The sequence below is a fragment of the Rhodococcus sp. 05-2254-2 genome (assembly GCF_002259095.1).
Lineage (GTDB): Bacteria > Actinomycetota > Actinomycetes > Mycobacteriales > Mycobacteriaceae > Rhodococcoides.
In genome coordinates this window covers 272,824-294,311 of record NZ_NOZJ01000004.1, presented here as the reverse complement: position 1 = coordinate 294,311, position 21,488 = coordinate 272,824, and the positions used below count along the sequence as shown (strand labels likewise).

Annotated in this window: 22 protein-coding genes; 9 read left to right on the top strand and 13 right to left on the bottom strand. The window is 64.7% G+C overall.

Annotated features, from left to right (window positions below; all coding sequences use genetic code 11):
• Window positions 1-186: 186 nt before the first annotated feature.
• Window positions 187-1,044 carry a glycosyltransferase family 2 protein gene (locus CH283_RS07520; RefSeq protein ID WP_094640803.1) on the top strand — a complete coding sequence of 286 codons (858 nt, stop codon included), beginning with the start codon at window positions 187-189 and terminating at the stop codon, window positions 1,042-1,044.
• Window positions 1,041-2,003, top strand: coding sequence for a glycosyltransferase family 2 protein (locus CH283_RS07515; protein ID WP_094640802.1), 963 nt, complete (start codon window positions 1,041-1,043; stop codon window positions 2,001-2,003). Before CH283_RS07520 ends, CH283_RS07515 begins: the two co-directional genes overlap by 4 nt.
• Before the next feature lie 28 nt (window positions 2,004-2,031).
• Here the strand turns inward: CH283_RS07515 and CH283_RS07510 are convergent, their stop codons facing one another.
• Together CH283_RS07510 and CH283_RS07505 are read right to left on the bottom strand one after the other, a co-directional pair.
• Complete coding sequence (locus tag CH283_RS07510; RefSeq protein WP_094640801.1) at window positions 2,032-4,452, bottom strand: glycoside hydrolase family 2 protein; 2,421 nt, start codon at window positions 4,450-4,452, stop codon at window positions 2,032-2,034.
• Window positions 4,449-5,453 carry a DUF1839 family protein gene (locus CH283_RS07505; RefSeq protein ID WP_094640800.1) on the bottom strand — a complete coding sequence of 335 codons (1,005 nt, stop codon included), beginning with the start codon at window positions 5,451-5,453 and terminating at the stop codon, window positions 4,449-4,451. The genes CH283_RS07510 and CH283_RS07505 overlap by 4 nt, the downstream gene beginning before the upstream one ends.
• A 358-nt stretch (window positions 5,454-5,811) precedes the next feature.
• Here CH283_RS07505 and CH283_RS07500 point away from each other — a divergent pair, with 358 nt between their 5' ends.
• Window positions 5,812-6,750, top strand: coding sequence for an endonuclease/exonuclease/phosphatase family protein (locus tag CH283_RS07500; protein ID WP_094640799.1), 939 nt, complete (start codon window positions 5,812-5,814; stop codon window positions 6,748-6,750).
• A gap of 21 nt (window positions 6,751-6,771) precedes the next feature.
• Here the strand turns inward: CH283_RS07500 and CH283_RS07495 are convergent, their stop codons facing one another.
• The gene (locus tag CH283_RS07495) at window positions 6,772-8,130 is read right to left on the bottom strand and encodes an Hsp70 family protein (protein ID WP_094640798.1); all 1,359 of its coding nucleotides are present in this window, start codon (window positions 8,128-8,130) and stop codon (window positions 6,772-6,774) included.
• A gap of 142 nt (window positions 8,131-8,272) precedes the next feature.
• On the opposite strand from CH283_RS07495, the gene CH283_RS07490 reads away from it, so the two are divergent.
• Window positions 8,273-8,782, top strand: coding sequence for an arsenate reductase/protein-tyrosine-phosphatase family protein (locus tag CH283_RS07490; RefSeq protein WP_082898757.1), 510 nt, complete (start codon window positions 8,273-8,275; stop codon window positions 8,780-8,782).
• Window positions 8,783-8,872: 90 nt separating this feature from the next.
• Window positions 8,873-9,259 (top strand): hypothetical protein, encoded by a 387-nt coding sequence (locus CH283_RS07485; RefSeq protein ID WP_094640797.1) that lies wholly within the window; start codon window positions 8,873-8,875, stop codon window positions 9,257-9,259.
• A gap of 15 nt (window positions 9,260-9,274) precedes the next feature.
• On the opposite strand, the gene CH283_RS07480 is transcribed toward CH283_RS07485, so the two are convergent.
• Genes CH283_RS07480 through CH283_RS07470 form a run of 3 tightly spaced genes read right to left on the bottom strand, consistent with a single transcriptional unit; the run spans window position 9,275 to window position 11,909 of the window.
• A complete protein-coding gene (locus tag CH283_RS07480; protein WP_094640796.1) occupies window positions 9,275-11,065 on the bottom strand; it encodes an ABC transporter ATP-binding protein in 1,791 nt (596 codons plus the stop codon).
• A gap of 31 nt (window positions 11,066-11,096) precedes the next feature.
• Entirely contained in the window at window positions 11,097-11,552 is a 456-nt protein-coding gene (locus tag CH283_RS07475) for an ATP-binding protein (protein ID WP_068055479.1), read from the bottom strand.
• Between the two features lie 21 nt (window positions 11,553-11,573).
• On the bottom strand, window positions 11,574-11,909 hold the full coding sequence (locus CH283_RS07470) for an STAS domain-containing protein (RefSeq protein ID WP_373454883.1): 336 nt from the start codon (window positions 11,907-11,909) through the stop codon (window positions 11,574-11,576).
• A 125-nt stretch (window positions 11,910-12,034) separates the two neighbouring features.
• Between CH283_RS07470 and CH283_RS07465 the strand changes: the two genes are divergently transcribed.
• Entirely contained in the window at window positions 12,035-12,439 is a 405-nt protein-coding gene (locus CH283_RS07465) for a fluoride efflux transporter FluC (protein WP_094640795.1), read from the top strand.
• Window positions 12,436-12,801, top strand: a complete 366-nt coding sequence (locus CH283_RS07460; protein WP_068055485.1) for a CrcB family protein — start codon at window positions 12,436-12,438, stop codon at window positions 12,799-12,801. The genes CH283_RS07465 and CH283_RS07460 overlap by 4 nt, the downstream gene beginning before the upstream one ends.
• A 10-nt stretch (window positions 12,802-12,811) precedes the next feature.
• Here the strand turns inward: CH283_RS07460 and CH283_RS07455 are convergent, their stop codons facing one another.
• The 7 genes from CH283_RS07455 to CH283_RS07425 form a co-directional block, all read right to left on the bottom strand.
• Complete coding sequence (locus tag CH283_RS07455) at window positions 12,812-13,387, bottom strand: YdcF family protein (protein ID WP_094640794.1); 576 nt, start codon at window positions 13,385-13,387, stop codon at window positions 12,812-12,814.
• A gap of 50 nt (window positions 13,388-13,437) precedes the next feature.
• Window positions 13,438-13,644 carry a hypothetical protein gene (locus CH283_RS07450; RefSeq protein WP_094640793.1) on the bottom strand — a complete coding sequence of 69 codons (207 nt, stop codon included), beginning with the start codon at window positions 13,642-13,644 and terminating at the stop codon, window positions 13,438-13,440.
• A 79-nt stretch (window positions 13,645-13,723) separates the two neighbouring features.
• Entirely contained in the window at window positions 13,724-14,458 is a 735-nt protein-coding gene (locus tag CH283_RS07445) for a MerR family transcriptional regulator (RefSeq protein ID WP_094640872.1), read from the bottom strand.
• Between the two features lie 80 nt (window positions 14,459-14,538).
• On the bottom strand, window positions 14,539-16,074 hold the full coding sequence (locus CH283_RS07440; protein WP_094640792.1) for a flavin-containing monooxygenase: 1,536 nt from the start codon (window positions 16,072-16,074) through the stop codon (window positions 14,539-14,541).
• Window positions 16,071-16,991: a reductase gene (locus tag CH283_RS07435; RefSeq protein WP_094640791.1), complete on the bottom strand. Its 921-nt coding sequence runs from the start codon at window positions 16,989-16,991 to the stop codon at window positions 16,071-16,073. Before CH283_RS07435 ends, CH283_RS07440 begins: the two co-directional genes overlap by 4 nt.
• 1 nt (window position 16,992) lies before the next feature.
• Window positions 16,993-17,871 carry an SDR family NAD(P)-dependent oxidoreductase gene (locus CH283_RS07430; RefSeq protein WP_094640790.1) on the bottom strand — a complete coding sequence of 293 codons (879 nt, stop codon included), beginning with the start codon at window positions 17,869-17,871 and terminating at the stop codon, window positions 16,993-16,995.
• A complete protein-coding gene (locus CH283_RS07425; RefSeq protein WP_306437458.1) occupies window positions 17,868-18,875 on the bottom strand; it encodes an alpha/beta hydrolase in 1,008 nt (335 codons plus the stop codon). Before CH283_RS07425 ends, CH283_RS07430 begins: the two co-directional genes overlap by 4 nt.
• A 112-nt stretch (window positions 18,876-18,987) precedes the next feature.
• On the opposite strand from CH283_RS07425, the gene CH283_RS07420 reads away from it, so the two are divergent.
• Both CH283_RS07420 and CH283_RS07415 read left to right on the top strand, forming a co-directional pair.
• Window positions 18,988-20,076, top strand: a complete 1,089-nt coding sequence (locus tag CH283_RS07420) for a ferredoxin--NADP reductase (protein WP_094640789.1) — start codon at window positions 18,988-18,990, stop codon at window positions 20,074-20,076.
• Window positions 20,076-21,485, top strand: coding sequence for an ABC1 kinase family protein (locus CH283_RS07415; protein WP_094640788.1), 1,410 nt, complete (start codon window positions 20,076-20,078; stop codon window positions 21,483-21,485). Before CH283_RS07420 ends, CH283_RS07415 begins: the two co-directional genes overlap by 1 nt.
• Window positions 21,486-21,488 lie beyond the last annotated feature (3 nt).

The following is a 21,488-nucleotide window of genomic DNA, read 5'->3' as shown; positions in this document are numbered from 1 at the left end:
CCAAACAATCTCCCAGTTGGTTTGTTCGCGGCTTGACAAACTCGTAGCTTCTTTTAAGCTTGCTTTCAGTCAAAGGAAACAGGTTCTTACGCTTGAGAACGAGCGTTATGACACTGTCTGTGGATGCGGCGGGGGTCGATTCACGGAGTTCGGAGACATCTGCCCATCGCACTCGACCCATGTGGAATGGATATGTTGAATCGTCAGAATCCCCGCGTCAGTGTCGTCATCCCGACGCTCAACGAGGCCGCGAACCTTCGTCACGTCCTCCCCTTGCTCTCGCACGACTACGAGCTCGTGCTGGTCGACGGTGGATCCGTCGACGGCACCATCGACGCGGCGCGGGAGATCCGCGGTGACATTCGCATCATCAAGCAGACCCGCAAGGGCAAGGGCAACGCTCTCGCCTGCGGCTTCGAGGCCGCTACCGGCGACATCATCGTCATGTTCGACGCCGACGGTTCCGCCGATGCCGCCGAGATCCCGCGCTTCGTCGACGCCCTGATCGCCGGTGCCGACTTCGCCAAGGGCAGCCGGTTCTGCGAGGGTGGCGGAAGCCACGACATCACCCCGCTGCGCCGCGCAGGCAACGGTGGCCTGCACCTGGTGGCCAACACCCTCTTCGGGACTCGCTTCTCGGATCTCTGCTACGGCTACAACGCCTTCTGGCGCGACCTGGTGCCGGTGCTGGATCTCCCCGTCGTCGATCAGCCCGGTGCCGAGGGCATGATGCTCTGGGGGGACGGTTTCGAGATCGAGACCATCATCAACTGCCGCTTCGCCGAGGCGTCCGTGCGCATCGAAGAGGTGCCGAGCGTCGAGTTGGCTCGCATCTACGGTCAGAGCAATCTGCGCACCTTCTCCGACGGCTTCCGGGTGCTGCGCACGCTGATGACCGAGCGCATCCGTGCCCGCAGGATCAAGCGCAAGTCCATCGTTCGGCCGTTGCGAGAGTCGGTCGATGCCCGCACCGACATGGACCTCGAGTTCGAGGACCTGGAGTCGTACAACGAGGTTCTCGAACTCCGCGAGAAGACGGCGTGAGTCTGCCGACTTCCTCGGTCGTCATCTGCGCGTACACCCTGGCTCGGTGGTCCGAACTACAGGCTGCCGTGCGTGCCGTCCTCGATCAGGTCGTTCCGGCGGACGAACTGATCATCGTCATCGATCACAATGCGCAACTGGCCGAACGTGCGCGTGAGGAGTTCTCGCCGCTACACCGGACCGTGAACGTGGTGGAGAACGACCACCCACGTGGCCTCTCCGGAGCGCGCAACACCTCGCTCGACCTCGCGACCGGTGAGATCGTCGTCTTCTTGGACGACGACGCCTCACCGCGCACCTCAGAGTGGCTCGGAGCCATTCTGTCCCATTACTCGGACGATGCCGTGTACGCCGTTGGGGGCTCTGCATACCCGGTATGGCCGGACAAGCGTCCGGCCTTCTTACCGGCCGAGGTAGTGGGTGAACCCGGCGAACTCGATTGGGTCGTCGGGTGCACCTACCGCGGGCAGCCAACGGAAACCGCTCAGGTCCGCAATCTCATGGGCGCGAACATGTCGTTCCGCCGTGAGCCCGTCGTCGCACTCGGCGGGTTCGTCTCCGGCATCGGCCGGATCGGTCGAGTGCCGCTCGGTTGCGAGGAGACGGAGCTGTGCATCCGTCTGCGTCAGACGCATCCCGACGCCCAGATCGTGTTCGATCCCTCGATCGTCGTCGATCACACCGTCAGCGCAGATCGAACTCGTCCGCGCTACCTCATCACGCGCAGCTACGCCGAGGGCGTATCGAAGGCAGCGATCGCCCGGTTGATCGGGGCCGAGGACGCACTGTCCTCCGAGCGGGCATACACCGCCAAGATTCTTCCTCGCGCGGTCGGCCGGGAGACCAGCGCAGCGGCTCGCGGCAATCCCGTGCGCGCCTGGGGTGCGATGGCCGTGGTGGCCAGCGTCGGTGCAGCCGGAATCGGCTATGCCCGAGGAAGACTCAGTACGAGCCGCTAGCGGCACGTGCACAGAACCTCGTAGTCCACTACGAGTTACCGCTCACGACCTTCGGTGCCACCGAGGCCCTCTCCACGGAGTTCAACGCGCGCACGTGTCCGCGCGGTACACCCCCGCCGCGACCGACGAGCGTCAGCGTACGAGGTTCGTTCGGTGCCAGGTGGAACCACGAGTCGGATACCTCGAAGCCGTCGATGTCGACGCAGACGTACTGCGCCGGCCAGTCGGATCGGACAATCAGTTCCCATGTTCCAGAATCTTTTTCGACAACAATGGCCGTCAGGCCTACCGTGTTCTGACGACTCTGCGCGCCGACGAGCGCGGTGGTTCGCGCCGCCTCGACGCCGCTGTCGTCCAGAAACAGGACCGTGACGGCGGAGTAGGTGCGGCTGCCGAAGCGGTAGGCGTGGTTGACGTCGGTGAACGTGCCGACGATGGAATCCACCGTCAGTGCGATGGATCCGTTCGCCGGGGCGCTCACCGTGCTTTCGAACTCGTGGCTGCCGCGGGAGGCGTGCAGCACCACTCGAACGGTGCCCGATCGCGCCGGCCCGTCGTTGACCAGTTCCACCGAATAGCCGTCGAGTCCGTTGTCGGACAAAAGCAGTGCCACCGGGGCGCTGGCCCGCGCCAACGCGTAGAAGGGGGCCTTGCGCACACCGGCGGTGTCGACGATGCCCCAGCCCGCACCGGCGACGGTGTCTCGCAGCGTCAGCACGAGGGCTCCGGCGCACCCCGAGGATGCTCGACGCCAGTGGCCGAACGCTTCGATGAACGCTTCGACGATCGCCGCCCTACCGTAATCGAGATACAGCTCTGCATCGTCGCGCCGGATCAGGTGTGGATCGACGCCGAAGATCGTGCGTACGTAGTGATCGCGCACGTCCTCGAAATCCCAGGACGAGCCGCGGTCACGTGGGACGGCGGCCTTCCAGTCGGGGTGGTGACCGGCAACGGCCGCGGACCCGAAGAACTTCTCCACCTGCGCCCGTTCCGGGGGAACTGCGAAGGCCAGGCACTCCGCCGCGAAACGTACTCCGGCAGTGCGGATATCGGACAGTGGTTGGAGATAGCCGCCCACCCCGAAGTAGTGTGCGATACCGTCGCCCACGTGAGTGTGCAGTTCGCCGCTCACGCTGGACGGGCTCGATGTCACGTAGGCGACGCCGGGTAGACGGTCGGCGAGAAAGTTGGGAACGGTGCTGTCCAGCATCACCATTCGCTGGTCCTCGGCTGCGAGTCCCAACATCGTGGGCTGCTGCTGCGTCTCGCTTCCACCACTGACAACCATCAGGGCAGGGTTGGCCGAGACCGTGTCGGCGAACGCGTCGAGCTCGCGGGTGACCGCTGCGGTGTACGCATCGTCGGTGGGCGGGTCGACGGTGCCGAACATGACGTCTTGCCACACCATGATGCCCAATTCTGCACACAGGGACCAGAATTCGGTCTGCTCGTACACCAGGGTGCCGACGATGCGCACCATGTTCAGACCCGCCGATCGGAGCTGCACGAGCGCCGCCCGCAGCTCGGGCTCGGGCGACCACAACCGCACCGGGTCCAGCGGGGTCCACGTTCCTCCGCGGCAGAAGACAGTCTCGTCGTTGACCGTCAGTACTGCGCCGCCTGCCGTACGGTCCAGCTCTACCGTACGAAAACCGACGACGCCCAGGGGATGGACGGTGCCGTCGACCTCGAGCGCCACGCGATACGTTCGCGGTCGGCCGTGTGTATGGGGCCACCAGAGTTCGACGTCGGGCAGCGTCATCGCTGTGTCGACGCGCTCGACCCTGCCGAGCTCGAAGGCCCTGTCGTCGATCAGGATTCGAGCCACCCCGGGAGCGCCCAGGTCGGCGCGCAGTGTGACGATGCCGTCGGTTCCCGATACTTCCGTCGTCAGGTCGACGCGACGCACGTCGGGGATGGGGGTCATCGTCACCGGACGCCACGGTCCGACGGGTACCGGAAGGGGTCCGTACACGGGTGCGCGACCGAGCATCGTCGTTCGCTCGTGTCGCAGCCCCTGCGCGGCGATCAGTGACGATCGCCACCGACCGCGGGGGCGTCGGGACTTCAGTTGGGCTGCAAGCGATTCGATGTGGACGGCGATGATGACGGTGTCACCGCAGTCCGTCAGATCGAGGGTCTCGGGAACGAACATCGACGTCACGGTTCTGCGATGGACGCCATCGATCCAGATCCGGGCGCGGGTCGCGATGCCGCCGAAGCTCACTCGCACCCGGCGATGGTCACCGGTGGAGACGTGAGTGACGAACCACCAGTCGTGCTCGTCGGGGTCCACTGCGAGTGAGTGTCCGAGCGCAGTGGCAACCGTGCCCGGCACCACCGCGTCGACCCAGTCGAGATCTTCCCGTAGGTCGGCAGGGTCGAGAACAGAGCCGGCGTCGGTTCGGGCCAGCCGCCACCGAGCGCCGTCGAGCAGATCGATCACGTGCCCAATGCACCTGCAACGATGTCCATGGCGGCAGCCCAGTTCTTGCTCATCTCGATCAGCGGCTCGTCGAGCACCACATCCCGACCACGTGCGGCGCGCGCCATCCGGAATTGGACGGCCTTTGCGCCGGAGGCGGCATCGAGGAAGTGCGGCGCTGCCGCAGCGGCTCCCGTGATGCCACGACCTTCGAGGTAGTGCACGTAGTTCGCCGCCAGTTCTGCCGTGGCACCGAACTGCCGGAGCAGGCCGAACGACCAGAGGTGGAATGCGTCGGGTCCCGCAGTCTGTACGAGCGGGATATCGGCGACGATGCGGCGAGCCAGCGCGTCGACAGGGTTGCCAGGAGCTCGACGCGCCAGATGAGCACGAGCGACGTCGAGGTCTCGATCACCGAAACCGGCGTCGAGTACCGCGGGATCCACTCGAATCTGCTCGACGTAGGGCAGCAGCACCTCCGCGTGCGGCTCGGGGGCGAGATTGAATATCCCGTCGAAGTCGGCTCCGGTGAGCTCGAAATAGCCGCGGTTGTGGAAGTACCCCATCACCTTGCCGTCGCGATCGACGAGGTTCGGCACGATGGTGGTCTTGGTGTGCTGGTTGCGATAGCTGGTTCCCGCCGTGTCGGGCAGCCAGAAGCCGTCGACCTCCACGGTGACGTGGATGCCGTCTTCCAGGCCTTCGACGACGTGCTCGAGTACGGGACGCCACACGTTCATCTCGGCGACGCCGATGCCGTACAGGCTGCGTAGGTCCTCGGGGGCGATCTTCACGAAATCCCACTGTCGACCGTCGCATCCGGCGCTCAGCACGAAGGCGAGAGCCGGAGTGGGATCTGCACCGAACGAGTGCAGAACTTCGATCCACAGGTCGACGTAGCAGTTGGTCTCGGTCCAGATGCGGTCGTGATTGTGTATCGGGTGCGGTCGGTAACCGATGGGTTCGAGTTCGAGGACTCGTAGGCTGGTACCGAGCCTGTCCAGCACTGCATCGTTCGACATGAAGCCTCTCCTACCGGATCGAATGTCGGACGGTCCCCGAGCCGCATTTGTCCGTATTGCCTGTATCCAGGCCACTAATCCTAACGAATCGGTTTGTTCTTCGCATTCGATCGAACGGTAAGATTGTTTTTGCCCGGGCAATCTATTTCCAGGGCCACCATCTCGACAGCAGCGATACCCGAGTCCGGTAACGCGGACAATCGCAGAGCGAGCAGTCGGTTCCGCGCCGGTAATGCCGGTGCGCAGCTTGTTCGTGATGACACTTGCACAATGGCTCTGAGCTGGGCACATGCCGAGTGTAGACAACACCTGACACATCCATGCCCAACTCGGGCAGGCAAGAGGAGGCACGAGCGTGATGCGCCGTTTCGCATCCAACGCAGCGCTGGTCATCGGCTGGGCTCTGCTCGCAGGCGTCGCCGGAATGTTCCTCGTTCGCCAAGTCGGTGTGACCGAGATCACTTTTGTTGCGCTCGTCGTGGGGGCTCCGTATCTCGGCGTCGCCGCGATCGTCGCCGTGATCCTGTTCGCCGCAGCGCGCTCCCGCATCGGATCGGCCGTCGCAGTACTGATCACCGTTGCCGTCGTCGGCGTTCAGGTGCCGATGTTCCTCGCCGACGGACCGGACAACACCGGCCCGCAACTGTCGGTCCTGACGGTCAACGTCGCGCACGGCGATGCCGACGCCGCGTCCATCGTCGACGCGGTGCGGAGCAACGACGTCGACATTCTCGCGGTCCAGGAATTGACCCCGGAGGAAGTGGACGACCTGCAGGCCGCGGGCATCGACGACCTTCTGCCGTTCGCCTTCACCGCTGCGCTCCCGGTGGCCGATGGCACCGGGTTGTGGAGCCGCACTCCGCTGACCGACGGCATCCGCCTCGACAACTTCGGATTCGTACCGGTGCAGGCGAAAACCACCGTCGACGGACAGGATCTGACCGTCGTCTCCTTCCACGCGATGTCGCCTGCCACACCGCGCCACACCACCGAGTGGGCCGCCGACCTGGCCAGGATGCGGTCGATCATGGAGACCTATCAGGGCACCGTGCTCGTCGCGGGCGACTTCAACGCCACCAACGACCACCGGCAGTTCCGCACGCTGGCATCGTCCCCGTTCTCCGACGCGGCAGCCGGCGCCGGTGCGGGCCTGTTCCGCACGTTCCCGTCGGAACGTCCACTGGCGCGCTTGGATCACGTGGTGACGAGCGAGAACGTCCGCGCCCGGTCGGTCGAGCCGTTGCCGATCCCGGACAGCGATCACCTGGCGGTTCTCGCGCAGTTGCAGCTGCCCTGATCCGGGCGGCCGCGATGCCGGTCAGAAGCGCGGCAACTCGATGACCGGTGCAGGTGGCAACTGAATCTGCGGCAACTGAATCTGCGGCAGGCCGGGAATCAGCGGCGGCGGCGCGGGCGCAGGCGCGGGCGCGGCGGGCGGCACGTATTCCGGCTCGGAATAGGTGCGAGCCGGGGCCTGAGCGGCCTCGGTGGTCGGCGGCACAGTGGTCGTCGGTGGCACGGTGGTGGGCGGTGCGGTGGTCCTCGGCGTCGTGGGCACCGCGGTGACGGGTGCGCTGGTCTCGACCGGTGAACTCGTCGGCTCCGTCGAGCTGCCGCCGTACCCGAGGGACAACCCGAGTGCGGCGATGGCAACGAGACCCCCTGCGACGAGCACTGCGCCGCGCACCTTGCGCTTGGAGTCGGCGGGCTTGTCTCCGGTGGGCTCGGGGCTCAACCAATCCGGAGCCCCGGTCAACGACGCGGGATCGGACGGAGACTGCCGAACGCCCGGTTGTGGGCTCGGTCGACGCGGCGCATCGGCCACCGGGGTCGCGAGCAGAGCTGCACCGCGTGCGGCCACCGACTCCGGGTCCGCCGGGGTTACGACGGGGAGGCCGATCCACGCACCGAGAATGGATTCCACCAGAGGAATTCGCGCTCCGCCGCCGATGAGGAAGAGAGCGTCGACGTGCTTGGGTGAACGACCGATCACGTCACGCACCAGCCGCGCCGAGTACTCGATCGGGACGGTCACCAGAGACTCGAACGACTCACGCGAGATCAGGATGACGCCGCCGTCACCGGGCAGGCACACCGCGCCACTGGTCGACAGCTGCTCCTTGGCCACCCGGCACCGCGCGGTGAACTCGCTCAGTTCCTGGTTGTCGGCAATGTCGACGCCCTGCTTGGCGAGCTGATTGTCCGAGATGAGCCGATCGAAGTCGTCGCCGCTGATGTCGATGGTGCGTTCGGCGAGCAGAACCTGCCCGGTACCGCGGTCGATCACGCTGATCGTCAATCCGGAACTGCCTAGATCGTAGAGGGCGATGGTGCCGAAGTGGCCCAGCTCGCCCGAGGCCTCCAGGTACTGCAACGCTGCTCGTGCCTCGGGAACCAGTCGGTAGTTGTAGAGCCGCTGGCTCGCCATGGCCTGCTGGATCTCGCCGAACTGTTGCTGGTCCCGATACGCGACACCTGTCGCTTGCACCGGTCCGCCGTCGCCCGGCTGCGAGAGCACGACTCCGATCGACTCGGCGGCCAATTCCTCCGCGCGGTCCCAGTAGGCGTCGACGGTGTCGTGATGGAAATCGAGGCGGCCCGAATCCTGAGGGCGCGCGTCGGGACGAGCCATGCGCACAGCACTGGCCCCCACCGACACACCGAGAACTTCGGTCATTACCCGCCTTCGGTCGATTTCCCCGTGAACACACGCCGAGACTGGATGTCACGAACCAGTCTCGATCCCCCGCCAATGGCACACTGTAGCGCGTCCCTCGGTGCTCAGTGCGGCACCCGAGCACAGCACTAGAGTTGCGGGCATGCGCGTTCTGTTCGTCTGTACCGGGAACATCTGTCGATCGCCCACAGCCGAGCGCCTTGCGGCTGCATTCGCGCGAGAAGGTGGCTTCGAGCTCACCGCGAGCAGCGCCGGAACGCAGGGCTTGACCGGGCACGCCATGGATCCGACGGCGGCGACGGTGCTGACTCAGCTCGGCGGCGATCCGGACGGTTTCGTTGCCCGACGCCTCACGCCCGCGATCGCGTCCGACGCCGATCTCGTGCTGACGATGACTGCGGCACATCGCGACGCCGTCCTGGCTCTCGCACCGCGGCAGATGCGTCGCACCTTCACTCTGCTGGAGGCGTCGGGCCTCGTCGCCGCATCGGGCGCGCAGTCCATCGCGACCCTGGCCGACGCACGGGCGGTGCACCGTGTCGACACACTCGACATCGGCGATCCGTACCGGCGTGATCACTCGGTGTACGAACAGGCCGGGGAGTCCATCGCGGAGGCGCTGCCCCATGTTCTGCGGTTGTCGACGCAGTGAACGTCCATCTCTCACCGCCCCGCTCGCTGAGGTAACGTTCTCGCATCATTGCCGACCATCCGGGTCCGGCCACGGCGTTAGGGTCTGTGCATGCGCGACAAGGTCATCGCGTCGGCAGCAGTGGCGAGCGCCGGAGTGGCAGTCGCAGTCGGCTTGACCATCGGTGCTCTCGGTGGCGCGTTCGACGACACGAGCCAGACCGTTCGTCCGCCCGCTCTGAAGTCGGACAGTCTGAGTTCGGTCGAGACGACACCGACGTCGACGATCGTCATCGTGCCGCCCTCGCCCACCTGGCAGGTCGCGGTACCCACCACTGCTCGTCCCACGACGACCACTCCGGATCGGTCCGAGACCACGACGCGAAGCCCGCGCCGAACCCCGTCCTCGGATCGAACCACCACCACCTCCGCGGAAAATTCGGACGATTCCGACGACGAGAGCAGCACCACCGAATCCGAATCCGACTCCGGGCGCTAGGGTACCGGCCGGGGGTTATCGGCTCGGCTTCGTCAGCGCTGCGTTGTCGCCGATTCGCAACGCGGCCACCAGTTCTCGGTAGAGCGAGTCGGTGTTCATGAGCTCGGAGTGCGTGCCCCTGGCGCGGACCACACCGTCCTCCATCACCAGGATCGTGTCGGCGTCGAGCACGGTGGACAACCTGTGCGCGATGGTCACGACGGCGGAGTCGGTCGCGATCGATCGGATCACCTCGTGGATTGCCGCCTCGGTGCGGCCGTCGACCTGCGCTGTGGCCTCGTCGAGCAGAAGGATTTCCGGACGACGAACGATGGCTCTGGCCAATGCAATTCGTTGACGCTGCCCTCCGGAGACGGTCGATCCGATCAGGTCGGTGTCCAACCCTTCGTCCAGCGCGCGGATCGCCGAGTCCAGGTGCACCGACTCGAGCGCAGCCCAGATGTCGGCTTCGCTGGCCTCGGGATGGCTGAACAGGAGGTTCTCGCGGATCGAGCCGGGAAGCACCGGCGTCTCCTGCTCCACGTAGGACAACCGCGCTCGCACTTCGTCGATGGTCAGCTCGTCGTACGGGGTTCCGCCGAGCCTGATCTCGCCGGACTCGGGGGTCAGGAAGCGCAGGATCAACGAGAAGACGCTGGTCTTGCCTGCTCCCGACGGTCCGACGATCGCGGTGTGTCCACGCGCAGGCACCGCGAGGTCCATACCGCGCACGGCCGGCTCCCTACCCGGTGCGTATCGGGCTGTGACGCTGCGGAATTCGAGAGCCGGAGCGGGCGTTTCGGTCCTCGCCGACCTCGCGGGACCCGTCTCACCCTTTTCTGTGACCAAGTCGTCGATCTGGCGGATACGGGCGGCCGCGGCCATTCCGGCCTGCAATGCGGTGATATTCGTCGCCAGGGTGGACACCGGGCCCATCACCTGGAATGCGTAGAGCAGAAATGCGATCAGGCTGGACACGGCCAATGCCCCGGTACTGACGCGGTAGCCGCCGAGACCGAGGATTCCGATGATCGCCAACTGCACTCCGCCCCCGGCGAACGTCCAGGCCAACGCGGAAATCTTGACCGCTCTGACGCTGTGCTGGGCGGAGATTCGCGCCTCGGAGATGACCCGCTCCGATTCGCGGGCCTCGGCCCTGCTGGACTTGACGGTACGAATCGCCCGCAGAGTGCCGTCGAGAATTCCGCCGAGGCGGCCCACTGCCTCCTGGGATTGCCGCTGTGCGACGGCGATAGGAGGCATCAGGCGAGCGAACAACACTGCGATCGCAATGATGGCCGAGGCGATCGCGCCGAGCAGCACCAAATCCAGCACAGCCATGAGAATCAGTGCGCCCACGAGGCCGACCACACTGTTGACTATGGCCACCAACGCATTCGAGGTGGCCTCGCGCAGCAGAACGGTATCGGAGGTGACCCGGGTGACGAGCTCTCCGGTGGGCCGAGTGCCCAGACTTCCCACCGTGGCACCGAAGTACTTGCGCACAATGGATTTACGGGCGTCGAGGACCACGCGTTCGGCGAGGACCCCCAGCACGATCCACTGCAGGTACAGCACCAGCGAACCCACCACGAGCAGAGCCACCAGAATCAGCACCGGCTGGATCAGGGAGGCGTCGGTGCCGAGGCCGTCGAGCACTCCTTTGGCTACCATCGGCGTCGCCAGTGCAGCTCCAGTGCCGACGAGGCCGAGGGTCAGGCCGAGCGACAGGGTGCGACGGTGCGGGCGGACGAACTGCCACAGCACACGCAGATTCGGGACCGTTATCTTCTTCTTCTCTGCGGTAGCGATCTGCACGTCGACCATGGCACCAGTGTGCCGGATGTACGGGGTCGGGCTAGGTCGCGTCCCAGATCATGTGCACGGTCGTACCGTTCTGGTCCGAGGTGACGGCGGCGCTGTCGGCCAACGCCCGCATGAGCGGCACACCCCGCCCGCGGTTGGGATCGGAGTTGTGCGATGCCCAGTCGCCGCGATCGGTCACTTTCACTTCTATTCGCCCCTCCGCGGCACACGAGACTCGAATGTCGAGTGTTCCGCGGTCGGTGTGGTCTCGGTATGCGTGCTCGACGCTGTTCGCTATTGCCTCGTACGTGGCGAGCACCACGTCGTACGCACGATCGGGGTCGACGCCCACATTGCCCAACCAGTCACCGAGCTCACGACGAAGCTCCGACGCTCGATCGGCGTCGGCAGGTTCGCCGGTGAACAGCAGTTCTTCCATTCGCGCACCTGCCGTCGAGATGGAACTGTCGGTACGTGAGTCGTCACCTCCGGAGAGAGTCGCCATCATGAATCCCGTCTACCCAAAAGTTCAGGATCTACCCGCGTGAAGTGCAACGAATGCTTCGTCGACCGTTGCATAGATTCCGAACACCTCGTCCAGACCGACGAGAGTGAGGGGACGACCGGTGGCCGGACCATCCGCGACCACGGCAAACCCGGCGTTGCCACCGAGTTGCTGATGCGTCGACGCCAACAGGGACATGCCGGCGGACGCGAGAAATCCCACATCACTGAGATCGATCACCACAGCCGTCGGCGATTTCTCGAGCACGATAGCTACCGACTCGGACAGATCGGGAGCAGTCACCAGATCCAGTTCACCGGACACCGCCAGAACCACGTCCCGGTCACGCCATTCCACGATCACATCGAAGTGCTGGGGCCCGAGGCCCGTGTCGTCCGCAGTCACACGCCGACTTTACCCCGGCCCACCCTGGCCGACCTTCTTCCACTCGGCCGAGTGGCCCGACTCCCACTAGGCTCGCTTCGATGATCGAGGCACTGCAGGGAGCGGACCGTCGTCGATCGTTCGGTGAGTACCTTGCGGTCACCGTCGGTGGCGGGGTCGGTGCGGCGTTGCGATACGAGGTCTGGACGTGGCGAGGATCGCCGAGGTGGCTGTTGATGAGCACGTTCGGCGTCAACGTGTTCGGGTGCCTCGTCGTCGGCGCTGGCCTGGGCTACCTGTGGGGACGGCCCGCCCCGGTTGCCCGCGCCGCCCTGTTCGGGCTGGCGTGCGGGTTCACCACCTTCAGCCTGTACGCGTTCCAAGCGGTGACGCATCGCGGTGCATGGAATTCGGTGGTGTATCTGGTGGGAACGCCGATCATCGCGTTGATCGCCATGGCACTCGGCGCGGCGATCACCAAGCCGAGGCCGAGCAGCATTCGATGACGACCATGATTCTGGTGGCCGTCGGGGGTGGGCTGGCTGCGCTCGGGCAGTTCGTGTTCTCGTACGCCATCAGGTCCAGGCGACGGTTGTCCGCGCTCAATCTGCTGGCGTGTGCGGCATTGGGGTTGGTGTTCGCTCTCGATCCACCGGACCGGTTTCGTTCGCTGGTGGGCATCGGATTTCTGGCGTCGGTGGCCCCGTTGGCCACGGTGGCGCTGGCTACGCTTCGGCTCACCAGAAACCAGGAGTACCGCAGCGCAACAGTATTTTTCGCTGCCAACGTGGTGGGTGGAATCGCTGCCGTGATGTTCGGATTCCTGGCGTGGAAGTCCGGCATCACGCTCTATCACAAGATTTTCTGACCCGCCCGGATCAGTCGTCCGCCGAGTTCTCGCACGGTCCCTGTACGCCCGCCTTGACGAAGCCCGCGATCTGGTAGAGGTAGGTGAACTCCCATTCGACGAGGGAGAAGTCGTAGGCACGTGGCGTCGGACGCATCGTGACGGTTCCATCGAAGCACTGGTCGAAGATGTACCGGGCGCGGGGTAGGTGGTAGCGCCACGTGACGACGATGACGTGGTTCCACCCTCGCTCGCGGGCGAGTTCCTCGGTGAACATCGCTTCTCCGCGTGTGGTCGACGGAGTCGGCGGAATGCACAGCACCTCGAACTCGGTCGTCGATGCCGCGCAGTACTTCTTCATGGTCGGGTCGCGGGAACCGTAGGGATCGGAGAGCACCACCGTCTTCGCCAGACCCTGCTCGGCGAGCGAGATGCCGTACGCCTCGCGGCCGTCGTGTTCGCCGCCCAGTACGACGATGGCGTCGGCCGTGGTCATCGGATCGACGCGAGCCTTCGTGAACGCGACGTAGCCGCCGACACCGATCGCAGACACCAGGACAACCGGGATCGCGAAGGCCAGAAACAGCAACAGACGTCCGCGGAACACCTCACCAGGTTAAGGAAGGTGCACCGCGGGCGCGCGGTCAGAGACTCGGATCACTCACTCGGCTGAGGCACGGTGACGTTGCAGTCGGTGACCTCGGGGTTGATGCCGAAGTAGTTGAGCGGTCCTGCGACGACAGTGAGGGCGATGGTGCCCGCTCCGCCGCAGTTCTCGGGTGCGCTCTCGAAGTAACCACGTTGGTACGACGCGAATGCGCCGATGATGAGCCAGACCAGAACGATCAACGTAACGAATCTCATGGTGCCCCCTAAGGCGGTCAGCCGCCGTTCGGCTGTCGAGAGTGACGTATGTCCGATTGTCGCAGTGTTCAAACCGCAGTCATTCGCTCCGCCTGGACAGTGTCTGCGACAGGTAGTCACTCAGTGCCTGTTCCTGGACGCGATCGAGGGCACGCGCCAACTCCGCCTGTGCCGATTTCATCGCCAGGCTACGCATCTTCTCGAACATCTCGGTGGTCTCGGCCACCTCCCCCGACTTGGGGAGCCACCCCGGACCGTGTTTCGCGGCCAAATGGTCGGTCACGCTCCCCACCATCGATTCGGCGATGGCGTTCATCTTCGATGCGGTTCTCTCGTGCTGGTCGAGGAGTTCCTCCAGGGTGAAGCCGTACTGGCTCAGATCGACGAACACCTCGAGGAGAGTGGGATCGAGTATCTCGGCCTGATCTCCGTCGATTCTGATCAGTTTCGCTTCGATGAGTCGGGCAACGATGTCGTCGTTGTCCTCACCGAGAAATTGCGCAATCAGTTCGACGGGGATGACCGTGGTCTCGGTCGACGACCACCTGCGGGTCACGATTTCCTGCAGGCCGAGGATTTCTTCCAGGTCCTTGCCCTGCTCCCAGCCCGAGAGGAAATCCGCGATGTGCGCCGAGGTGAACCCTCGTTGCAGCAGCGAGTCGATCACCTTGAGTCGCGTCAGGTGATCGTCGTCGTAGATACCGACGCGACCGCGGAGCGTGGGCGGCGGAAGCAGTCCGCGTTCCTGGTACGCCCGCACATTGCGAGTGGTCGTCTTGGCCTCTCGGGCCAAGTCGTCGATTCGATACTCCACCGAGCTCCCTACCTCCGCCGCGCGTCGACCCACAGGATATACGTCGACCACGCGGCGGAAGGCGGACCCGAAGCCGAACGTCATCGCAACGGCAGCGCGCTCTCGTGCACCCGCAGCGGTTCTCGCGGCCGTTCGACGCGGCGCGGGATCATGGTGAAATCGCCCTGCTCGACGCTTCTGAGCTGGTTGACGTACTGGGTGGCGAAACCGGGGAACATGGTGGCGTTGAAGCCGTCCTCGGTGAGATACCAGCTGCTGCAACCGGAATTCCAGGTCGTCTTGGCGAGTTTGCGCTGCATCTCCCGGTTGTAGGCATCCTGAACGTCCTGGCGCACATCGGCGCTGTGCAGGTTGCCGTCGAGCACCAGGGATATCGCCTCGACGAGGTAGTCGATCTGGGCCTCCATGTACACCAGGGCCGAGCTGTGCCCCGGTCCGGAGTTCGGGCCGAAGGTGAAGTACATGTTCGGGTAGCCCGATACGGCAATGCTCTTGTACGCCTTGGCCCCTGCGCTCCACTCGTCGGCCAGTACCCGGCCGTCGCGCCCGGTGATCGGGATGGGGGTTCCGGTGTTGGAGACATCGAATCCGGTGGCGAACACAATGGCGTCGAACTGATGCTCGACGCCTTCCACGGTCCGAATTCCCTTGGGCGAGAGCGTTGCGATCGGCCACGTCACCAGCGTGCAGTTCGGCTTCTGCAAGGCCGGGTAGTAGTCGCTGGTCATCAACAACCTCTTGCAGCCGGCCCGGAACCGCGGGGTCAGCTGGCGTCGCAGCCACGGATCGCGAACCTGACGACGCAGATGCGCGCGACCGACCAGTTCGACGATGCGCGTCAGCGGCGTCTTCCAGACGACACCCAGGGCGACGGACTCGTGGCCCCAGAACCACAGCGAACGCGCCAGGGTCTGGGCCTGCGGATACCGGGCGTAGCGACGCTTGGTGCTGCCCTGTGTCTTTCGGTTCATTCTGGGCAGCGTCCAGCCCGGGGTGCGCTGGAACACCTTGACCGTATCGGCGATTTTCACCAGTTCGGGAACGATCTGCACCGCGCTCGCCCCGGTTCCGACGACGGCGATCTTCTTTCCCTCGAAGTCGTAGTCGTGATCCCACCGAGCACTGTGGATCTTGTGTCCCTCGTAGGTGTCGATGCCCCGAATGTTCGGCAGGCTGGCATTGGCGAGTGGTCCCGAGGCCATCACCACCGTGCGGGCCCGAACGTCGGCACGCCCGTCGATGCTCAGGTGCCAATGCCCGGCCGCCTCGTTCCAGATGATGTCGATGACGTTGTGGCCGAATCGAATACGCGACTCGATTTCGAACTCCCCCACCATCGTGTGGATGTACTCGAGAATCTCACCGCTGCCGGAGTAGGTGTGCGACCAGTTGGGGTTGGGCGCGAAGCTGTACGAGTACAGCCTGGACGGGATGTCGCACGCTGCGCCCGGATAGGTGTTGTCGCGCCAGGTTCCTCCGACTGCGCTTCCGCGTTCGAGGATGACGAAGTTGTCGATACCTTTGTTGCGCAGTCGGATAGCGGAACCGATTCCGGCGAACCCTGCGCCGACGATCACCGCATCGAGTACACCGTCGCGCACATCGAACTCGCTCATGCGACGGGCTCGTAGGTCAGTTCCTTGGCCCAGGTCGGCTCGGAATTGAGAGTCTTCGTGGGGTACCGGCGCGTGAGCTTCACCAGGCCGTCCGCCAGCAGGTGGTACGGGTGCTTGCGATTGATCACGATGCTGCCGTGCCACTGCACGATGCGGTACATGGGAACCCGCAGCGCAACGGGATTGCGCTGACCGACACTCTTGAACCGCTTCATCGCGGTGTAGAGGCGCTCCTCGTCGACACCCATCTCGACGATGTTGTCGCGCATCTTGTTCAGCAGCGGGATGTACCGCAGCGTTCCGACGATGAGGGCCGGGTTCATCCACGCGCCGACGGTGTCGACCAGAATCTTGCGCATTCGCGAATGCCCGAGCAGCTCGATCACCGCGAAATCGACTGCAAGATGCCGTGATTCGTCGGAGTTGATCTTCTTGAACACCGCCTGACACACCGGGTCGTCGATCTCGTCCATGATGAATTTGACCAACGCACCGTCCAATGCGACCTCGAGCATCGGAATGACGGTGCCCAGTACGGCCAGTGACAGCCCGTCCGAGTGCTTGTCCAGCCAGTCGATGACGAGCTTGACGTTGATGTTGGGCTCGGGCATCTCGTCGCCGTCGAGCATGCCCCACCGCCGCATGAGAGCAAGTTCGGCGTTGGCGTGCTTCTGCTCCTCGGCGTGAAAGTAGCGGTAGATCTCCGCCAGCGTCTCGTTCGGCGCCTTGAGCGCCATGGCGGCGAAGCCGCGAGCGCCCACGTTCTCGATCCACATCAGATCGGACATGAAGGGCTTGAGTTTGGCGTGCAGTTCGGGGCTGATGGTCTCGGCTCCCGGGCCGTCCCAATCGATGTCCGCCAACGCCCACTGACGGTCCTTGATCTTGGTCAACATGTCATCGAAGTCCATTGCCATGTCAGGCTCCTGTGGTTGTAGTAGTGAGGGATTCGTTCTTCGCTGCGTCCTGGTCGGCGGGCATGACCCGATTGAGCAACCCGAGAAAACGCACGTACACCGCGGGCAGCAGTCTCTTGAATCGCCATACGGCCTTGGCGTCGAACTGGGGAACGACATAGAGCCGACCCTTGTCGAAAGCATCGAGTGTTCGGGCAGCGATCTTGTCCGGTGAGCGTCCGGTCCAGCGCATCGCCATCTCGGCCAGCCGCGATGAACTGGCGGTGATCCGGCCGTCCACGGCCACGTTGGTCTTGACGAACGTGGGGCACAGAACCGAGATGCGCACACCGGTACCCGACAGTTCCGCCGCCATCGTCTCCGACAGCGACATCACTGCCGCCTTGCCGACGTTGTACGGACCCATCAGAGGCGCGGCGGCAAAGCCTGCGGCGGAGGCGACGTTGATGATTCCGCCCTCGCCGGCGGCCCGCAGCGCAGGCGTGAACACCTCGCAGCCGTGGATCACTCCCCAGAGGTTGATCCCCAAGGCCCAGTTCCAGTCCTCGAAACCGATGTTGCCGACGGGTTTTCCACCGATCCCGACGCCGGCGTTGTTGATCAGCACCGTCGTCGGTCCGTCGAATTCGATGCCGGCACGTAGCGCCAGCTCCTCGACGTTCTCGCGGATCGACACATCGCATTCGACGGCGTATCCGGTGGCACCGAGGGCGTTCACCATCGCTACCGTCTCCTGCGCGCGCGGCAACGAGATATCGGCACACATGACTGCTCCGCCGCGACGAGCCAGTTCGAGTGCGAAGGCCCGGCCGATGCCACTGCCCGCGCCGGTCACGACCGCTCTTGACCCGTACGACGGTTTTCCGTTCTTGCTTCTCATCGACTTACCTGTTCCTTCGAATCTTGTTGCACAACTGAGTTGTCGAGTGCATGGGTGATGAATTCGGCTGCACGCTCGAGCGCGTGAGCGGCCTCGGGGATCAGCCGCGGGAGAGCCTGGAACACGTGCATCTGGTCGGGCCAGATCTCGAGTTCACTTCGTCCGCCTGCCGCGTCGATCATGGAGTGGAGGTGTCGAGCGTCGCCGCGCAGCATTTCGACCCCGCCGACTTGGATCAGGGTGGGTGGCAGGTCGCGTGCGAGCGCGAGGTCGAGCCGCAATCGCGGCAGATCGGCGTCGTGGCCTTCGGTGTACAGCGCCACGAGTCCTCGCGCTGCCTTCGCCGAGATCATCGGGTCCTTGCGCGTACGCTCCATCCGAGCCGACAGCTCGAAGTCGAGATCCACCAGCGGCGAGAACAACACCATCGCCCCCGGCTGAGGCGTCCCGGTCCGGTCGTTCTCGATGAGCAGGTCGGCAGCGAGGTGGCCGCCGGCCGAGTCCCCGGCGATGACGATGTTCGCCGCGTCGTACCCCTGGCCGAGTAGCCAGCGGTATGCGGATTCGAGGTCGTCGGCGGCGGCGGGAAACGGGTGTTCCGGGGCCAGCCGGTAGTCGACCGTGAACACCGGCAGGCCGGTCGCGGAGGACAACCGCGCGGTCAGACCACGATGCGTCCGTGCCGAACAGATGACGTACGCGCTGCCGTGGATGTAGAGAATCACGCGGGGGCCAGGGGTCAGGCCGGGTGCTCGCACCCATTCGCCGCGCACCGGGCCGTCGCCCACGATGTCCACTCTCGTCCCCTTCGGCACCGGACCGAAGAGGTTCATCGACGTAGCGACGAGGCGTCGGGAGAACTCGATGCCGCTGCGGGACGTCGGAAGCAGGTTCGTCATCGGGCGCAGCATCAGCCGAGTCATCAACGCTGCCAGTCGCGTTCGCCGAGACCCGGCACCGAATGCGCCGCGCGGCAGGTAGTCGTCGTTCGTGGTCGAAGTCACCTCGTCACCTTCACCCGCTATTCGCCATTTGTCAATGGCCTATTAATTGGTGGCGAAGTGTGCGACAGTGACGACCGACACGCAACGAGCCCGAAAGAGGGAACAAGTGACGATGTTCAGGAGCGCACCACCGGCAGACCTCGGTACGTCGACCAGCGGTCCCGAGGCGGGAATCTTCGAGCTGGAAATCACCGAGGTGACCCACGAGACCGAGGACGCCGTCTCGCTCGGATTCGCGGTCCCCGAGCATGCGGAGACACACTTTCGGTACGCGCCGGGACAGTTCCTCACACTGGAGATCCCCTGCACCGACGGCGGTTCGGTGGCCCGCTGCTATTCCTTCTCGAGCTCCCCGGTACGCGACCCGTTTCCCACCGTGACGGTCAAACGAATCCAGGACGGGCTCGCGTCTCACTGGTTGCACGACAACGCAGTTCGAGGGATGCGACTGAAGGCGCTGAAGCCGTCGGGCATGTTCGGACCGGAGAACTGGGACGTCGATTTCGTACTTCTGGCCGCCGGTAGCGGCATCACGCCGATGATGTCGATCATCAAAACCGCGCTGGTGCAGCACGAGAATCGCATCACCCTCGTCTATGCCAACCAGAACCGCGACTCGGTGATTTTCGCGGAACAACTGACCGAACTTCGGTCTCGTTTTCCCGGTCGACTCGACGTGCATCACTGGTACACGTCGGACTCGGGATTGCCGACTGCTGCAGGGCTGGCCACGATGAATGCGGCCGTTCCGCCGGAGTGCGAGGCGTTCCTGTGCGGTCCGCCGCAGTACATGAACGTCGCCGAGGAGTGGCTCGCCCGCACCGGCACGGTCGCACGCAGAACGCATCGAGAGGTGTTCTCCTCCTTCGACTCCAATCCGTTCCGGAGCGAAAACACCACGTCGGCTCACGAATCGGATGCACAATCCGTCACCGCTCAGGTCGAGATCGACGGAACAGAGACCGAATTCGCCTGGCATTCCGGCACCAAGCTTCTCGACCGACTCCTCGAGCTCGGTCTCGATCCGCCGTACGTGTGCCGCGAAGGGACGTGCGGCGGCTGCGCGTACACACTCACCGAGGGCACTGTGACCATGCTCGCCAACGAGACACTCGACGAGCACGAGCTCGAACACGGGGTTCGATTGGCATGCCAGTCCGTGCCCGAATCCCAGGCGATCCGTGCGGTGTTCGACCGCTGATGCCCGACGCGATGGGCCGTGACACCGACTCCGACGGAGCGCCTACCGAGGCCCTCGACATCGCGTATCCCGACCTCACACATTTCGGTCTCGAAGAGTTGGGCCGGGCCGCGTGGATCACCGTGGTACTCCTGGCTGCCGCAGCGATCGCCGTCGTTCGCTGGCCGGTGTCCTGGCTCGCCAAACGCCGTCGCTTCACGGTCTCCCTAGCCGAAGGTGTGGTCAAAGGATTCGAGGCGCTGGGGCCGACGTTCGTCAAACTGGGACAACTCATGGCGTCGTCGCCCGGTGTGTTCCCCCCGGTTCTTGCCGATGCGTGTCTGCGCTTGCTCGACGGTGTGCCACCCGTCCCGGCCCACAAGGCTCGCCGTGTCATCGAACGCGACCTGGGTGACAGTATCGCGGAACTGTTCACCTCGTTCGACGACGTGCCGCTCTCGGCAGCATCCGTGGCGCAGGTCCACGCCTGCGTGCTACCCGACGGGCGCGAGGCGGTCGTCAAAGTACAGCGGCCCGAAATCCGTCGTCGCATGCGAGTCGATCTACGGGTGGCCTTCACCGGTGCGTCGTTGTTGGAGAGGTTCTTCGAGGTCTTCCGCATCGCCAACGCGACGGCCGTTGTCCGTGACCTCGACGAGTTGACGGCCGAGGAACTCGACAGTGCAGCAGAAGCATTGCGTCAGCAACGCTTTCGCGACAACCTGTATGTCTTCGGGGACAATTCTCACGTGATGGTTCCGGACATCTACTGGAGCCATTGCGGACCCCGGGTGATCTGCATGGAACGAGTTCGAGGAACCCCGGTGGGCCGTATCACGCCGGGCGATCTCGCCGGGCTCGATTCCGAGCTGCAGTTGCGTCGCGGCGTCAAGGTCTGGCTGGAAGCCGTTGTGCTGCACGGCCCCTTCCACGGTGATGTACATGCCGGCAATCTGTGGGCACTGGACGACGGACGGGTGGGATTCCTGGACTTCGGAATCGTCGGGGAACTACCCGAGCAGTGGCGCGAGGTACTTCGCGAGATGTTCCGTGCCTCCCTGTTCGACGGCAACTACACCGAAGCTGCGCGACGCATCCGCATGCTCGGCATCACCGAGGGAACAACTCTGGGCGACAAGCTGATCGGTCTGCAGCTGAGGAAGTTGTTCGAGCCGATTCTGGGTCGAGGAGCCGCCCGCGTCGACCTGAGCAAACTCGTCGCGTCTCTGGTCGAGACAGGCAGGCGCTGGGGTATCGCGACACCGGAGGAACTGGTGTTGTTCGGCAAGCAGCTCGGCTACTTCGAGCGCTACTCGGCTGCACTCGCACCGGAATGGGTCTTGGGTCGAGACCTGTTCCTGTTCAGAAACATTCTCCCGGAGGAAGTGGCCGCAGCGGTGGCCGCGAGGAACATCGCGCTCCCGGACTGAGCC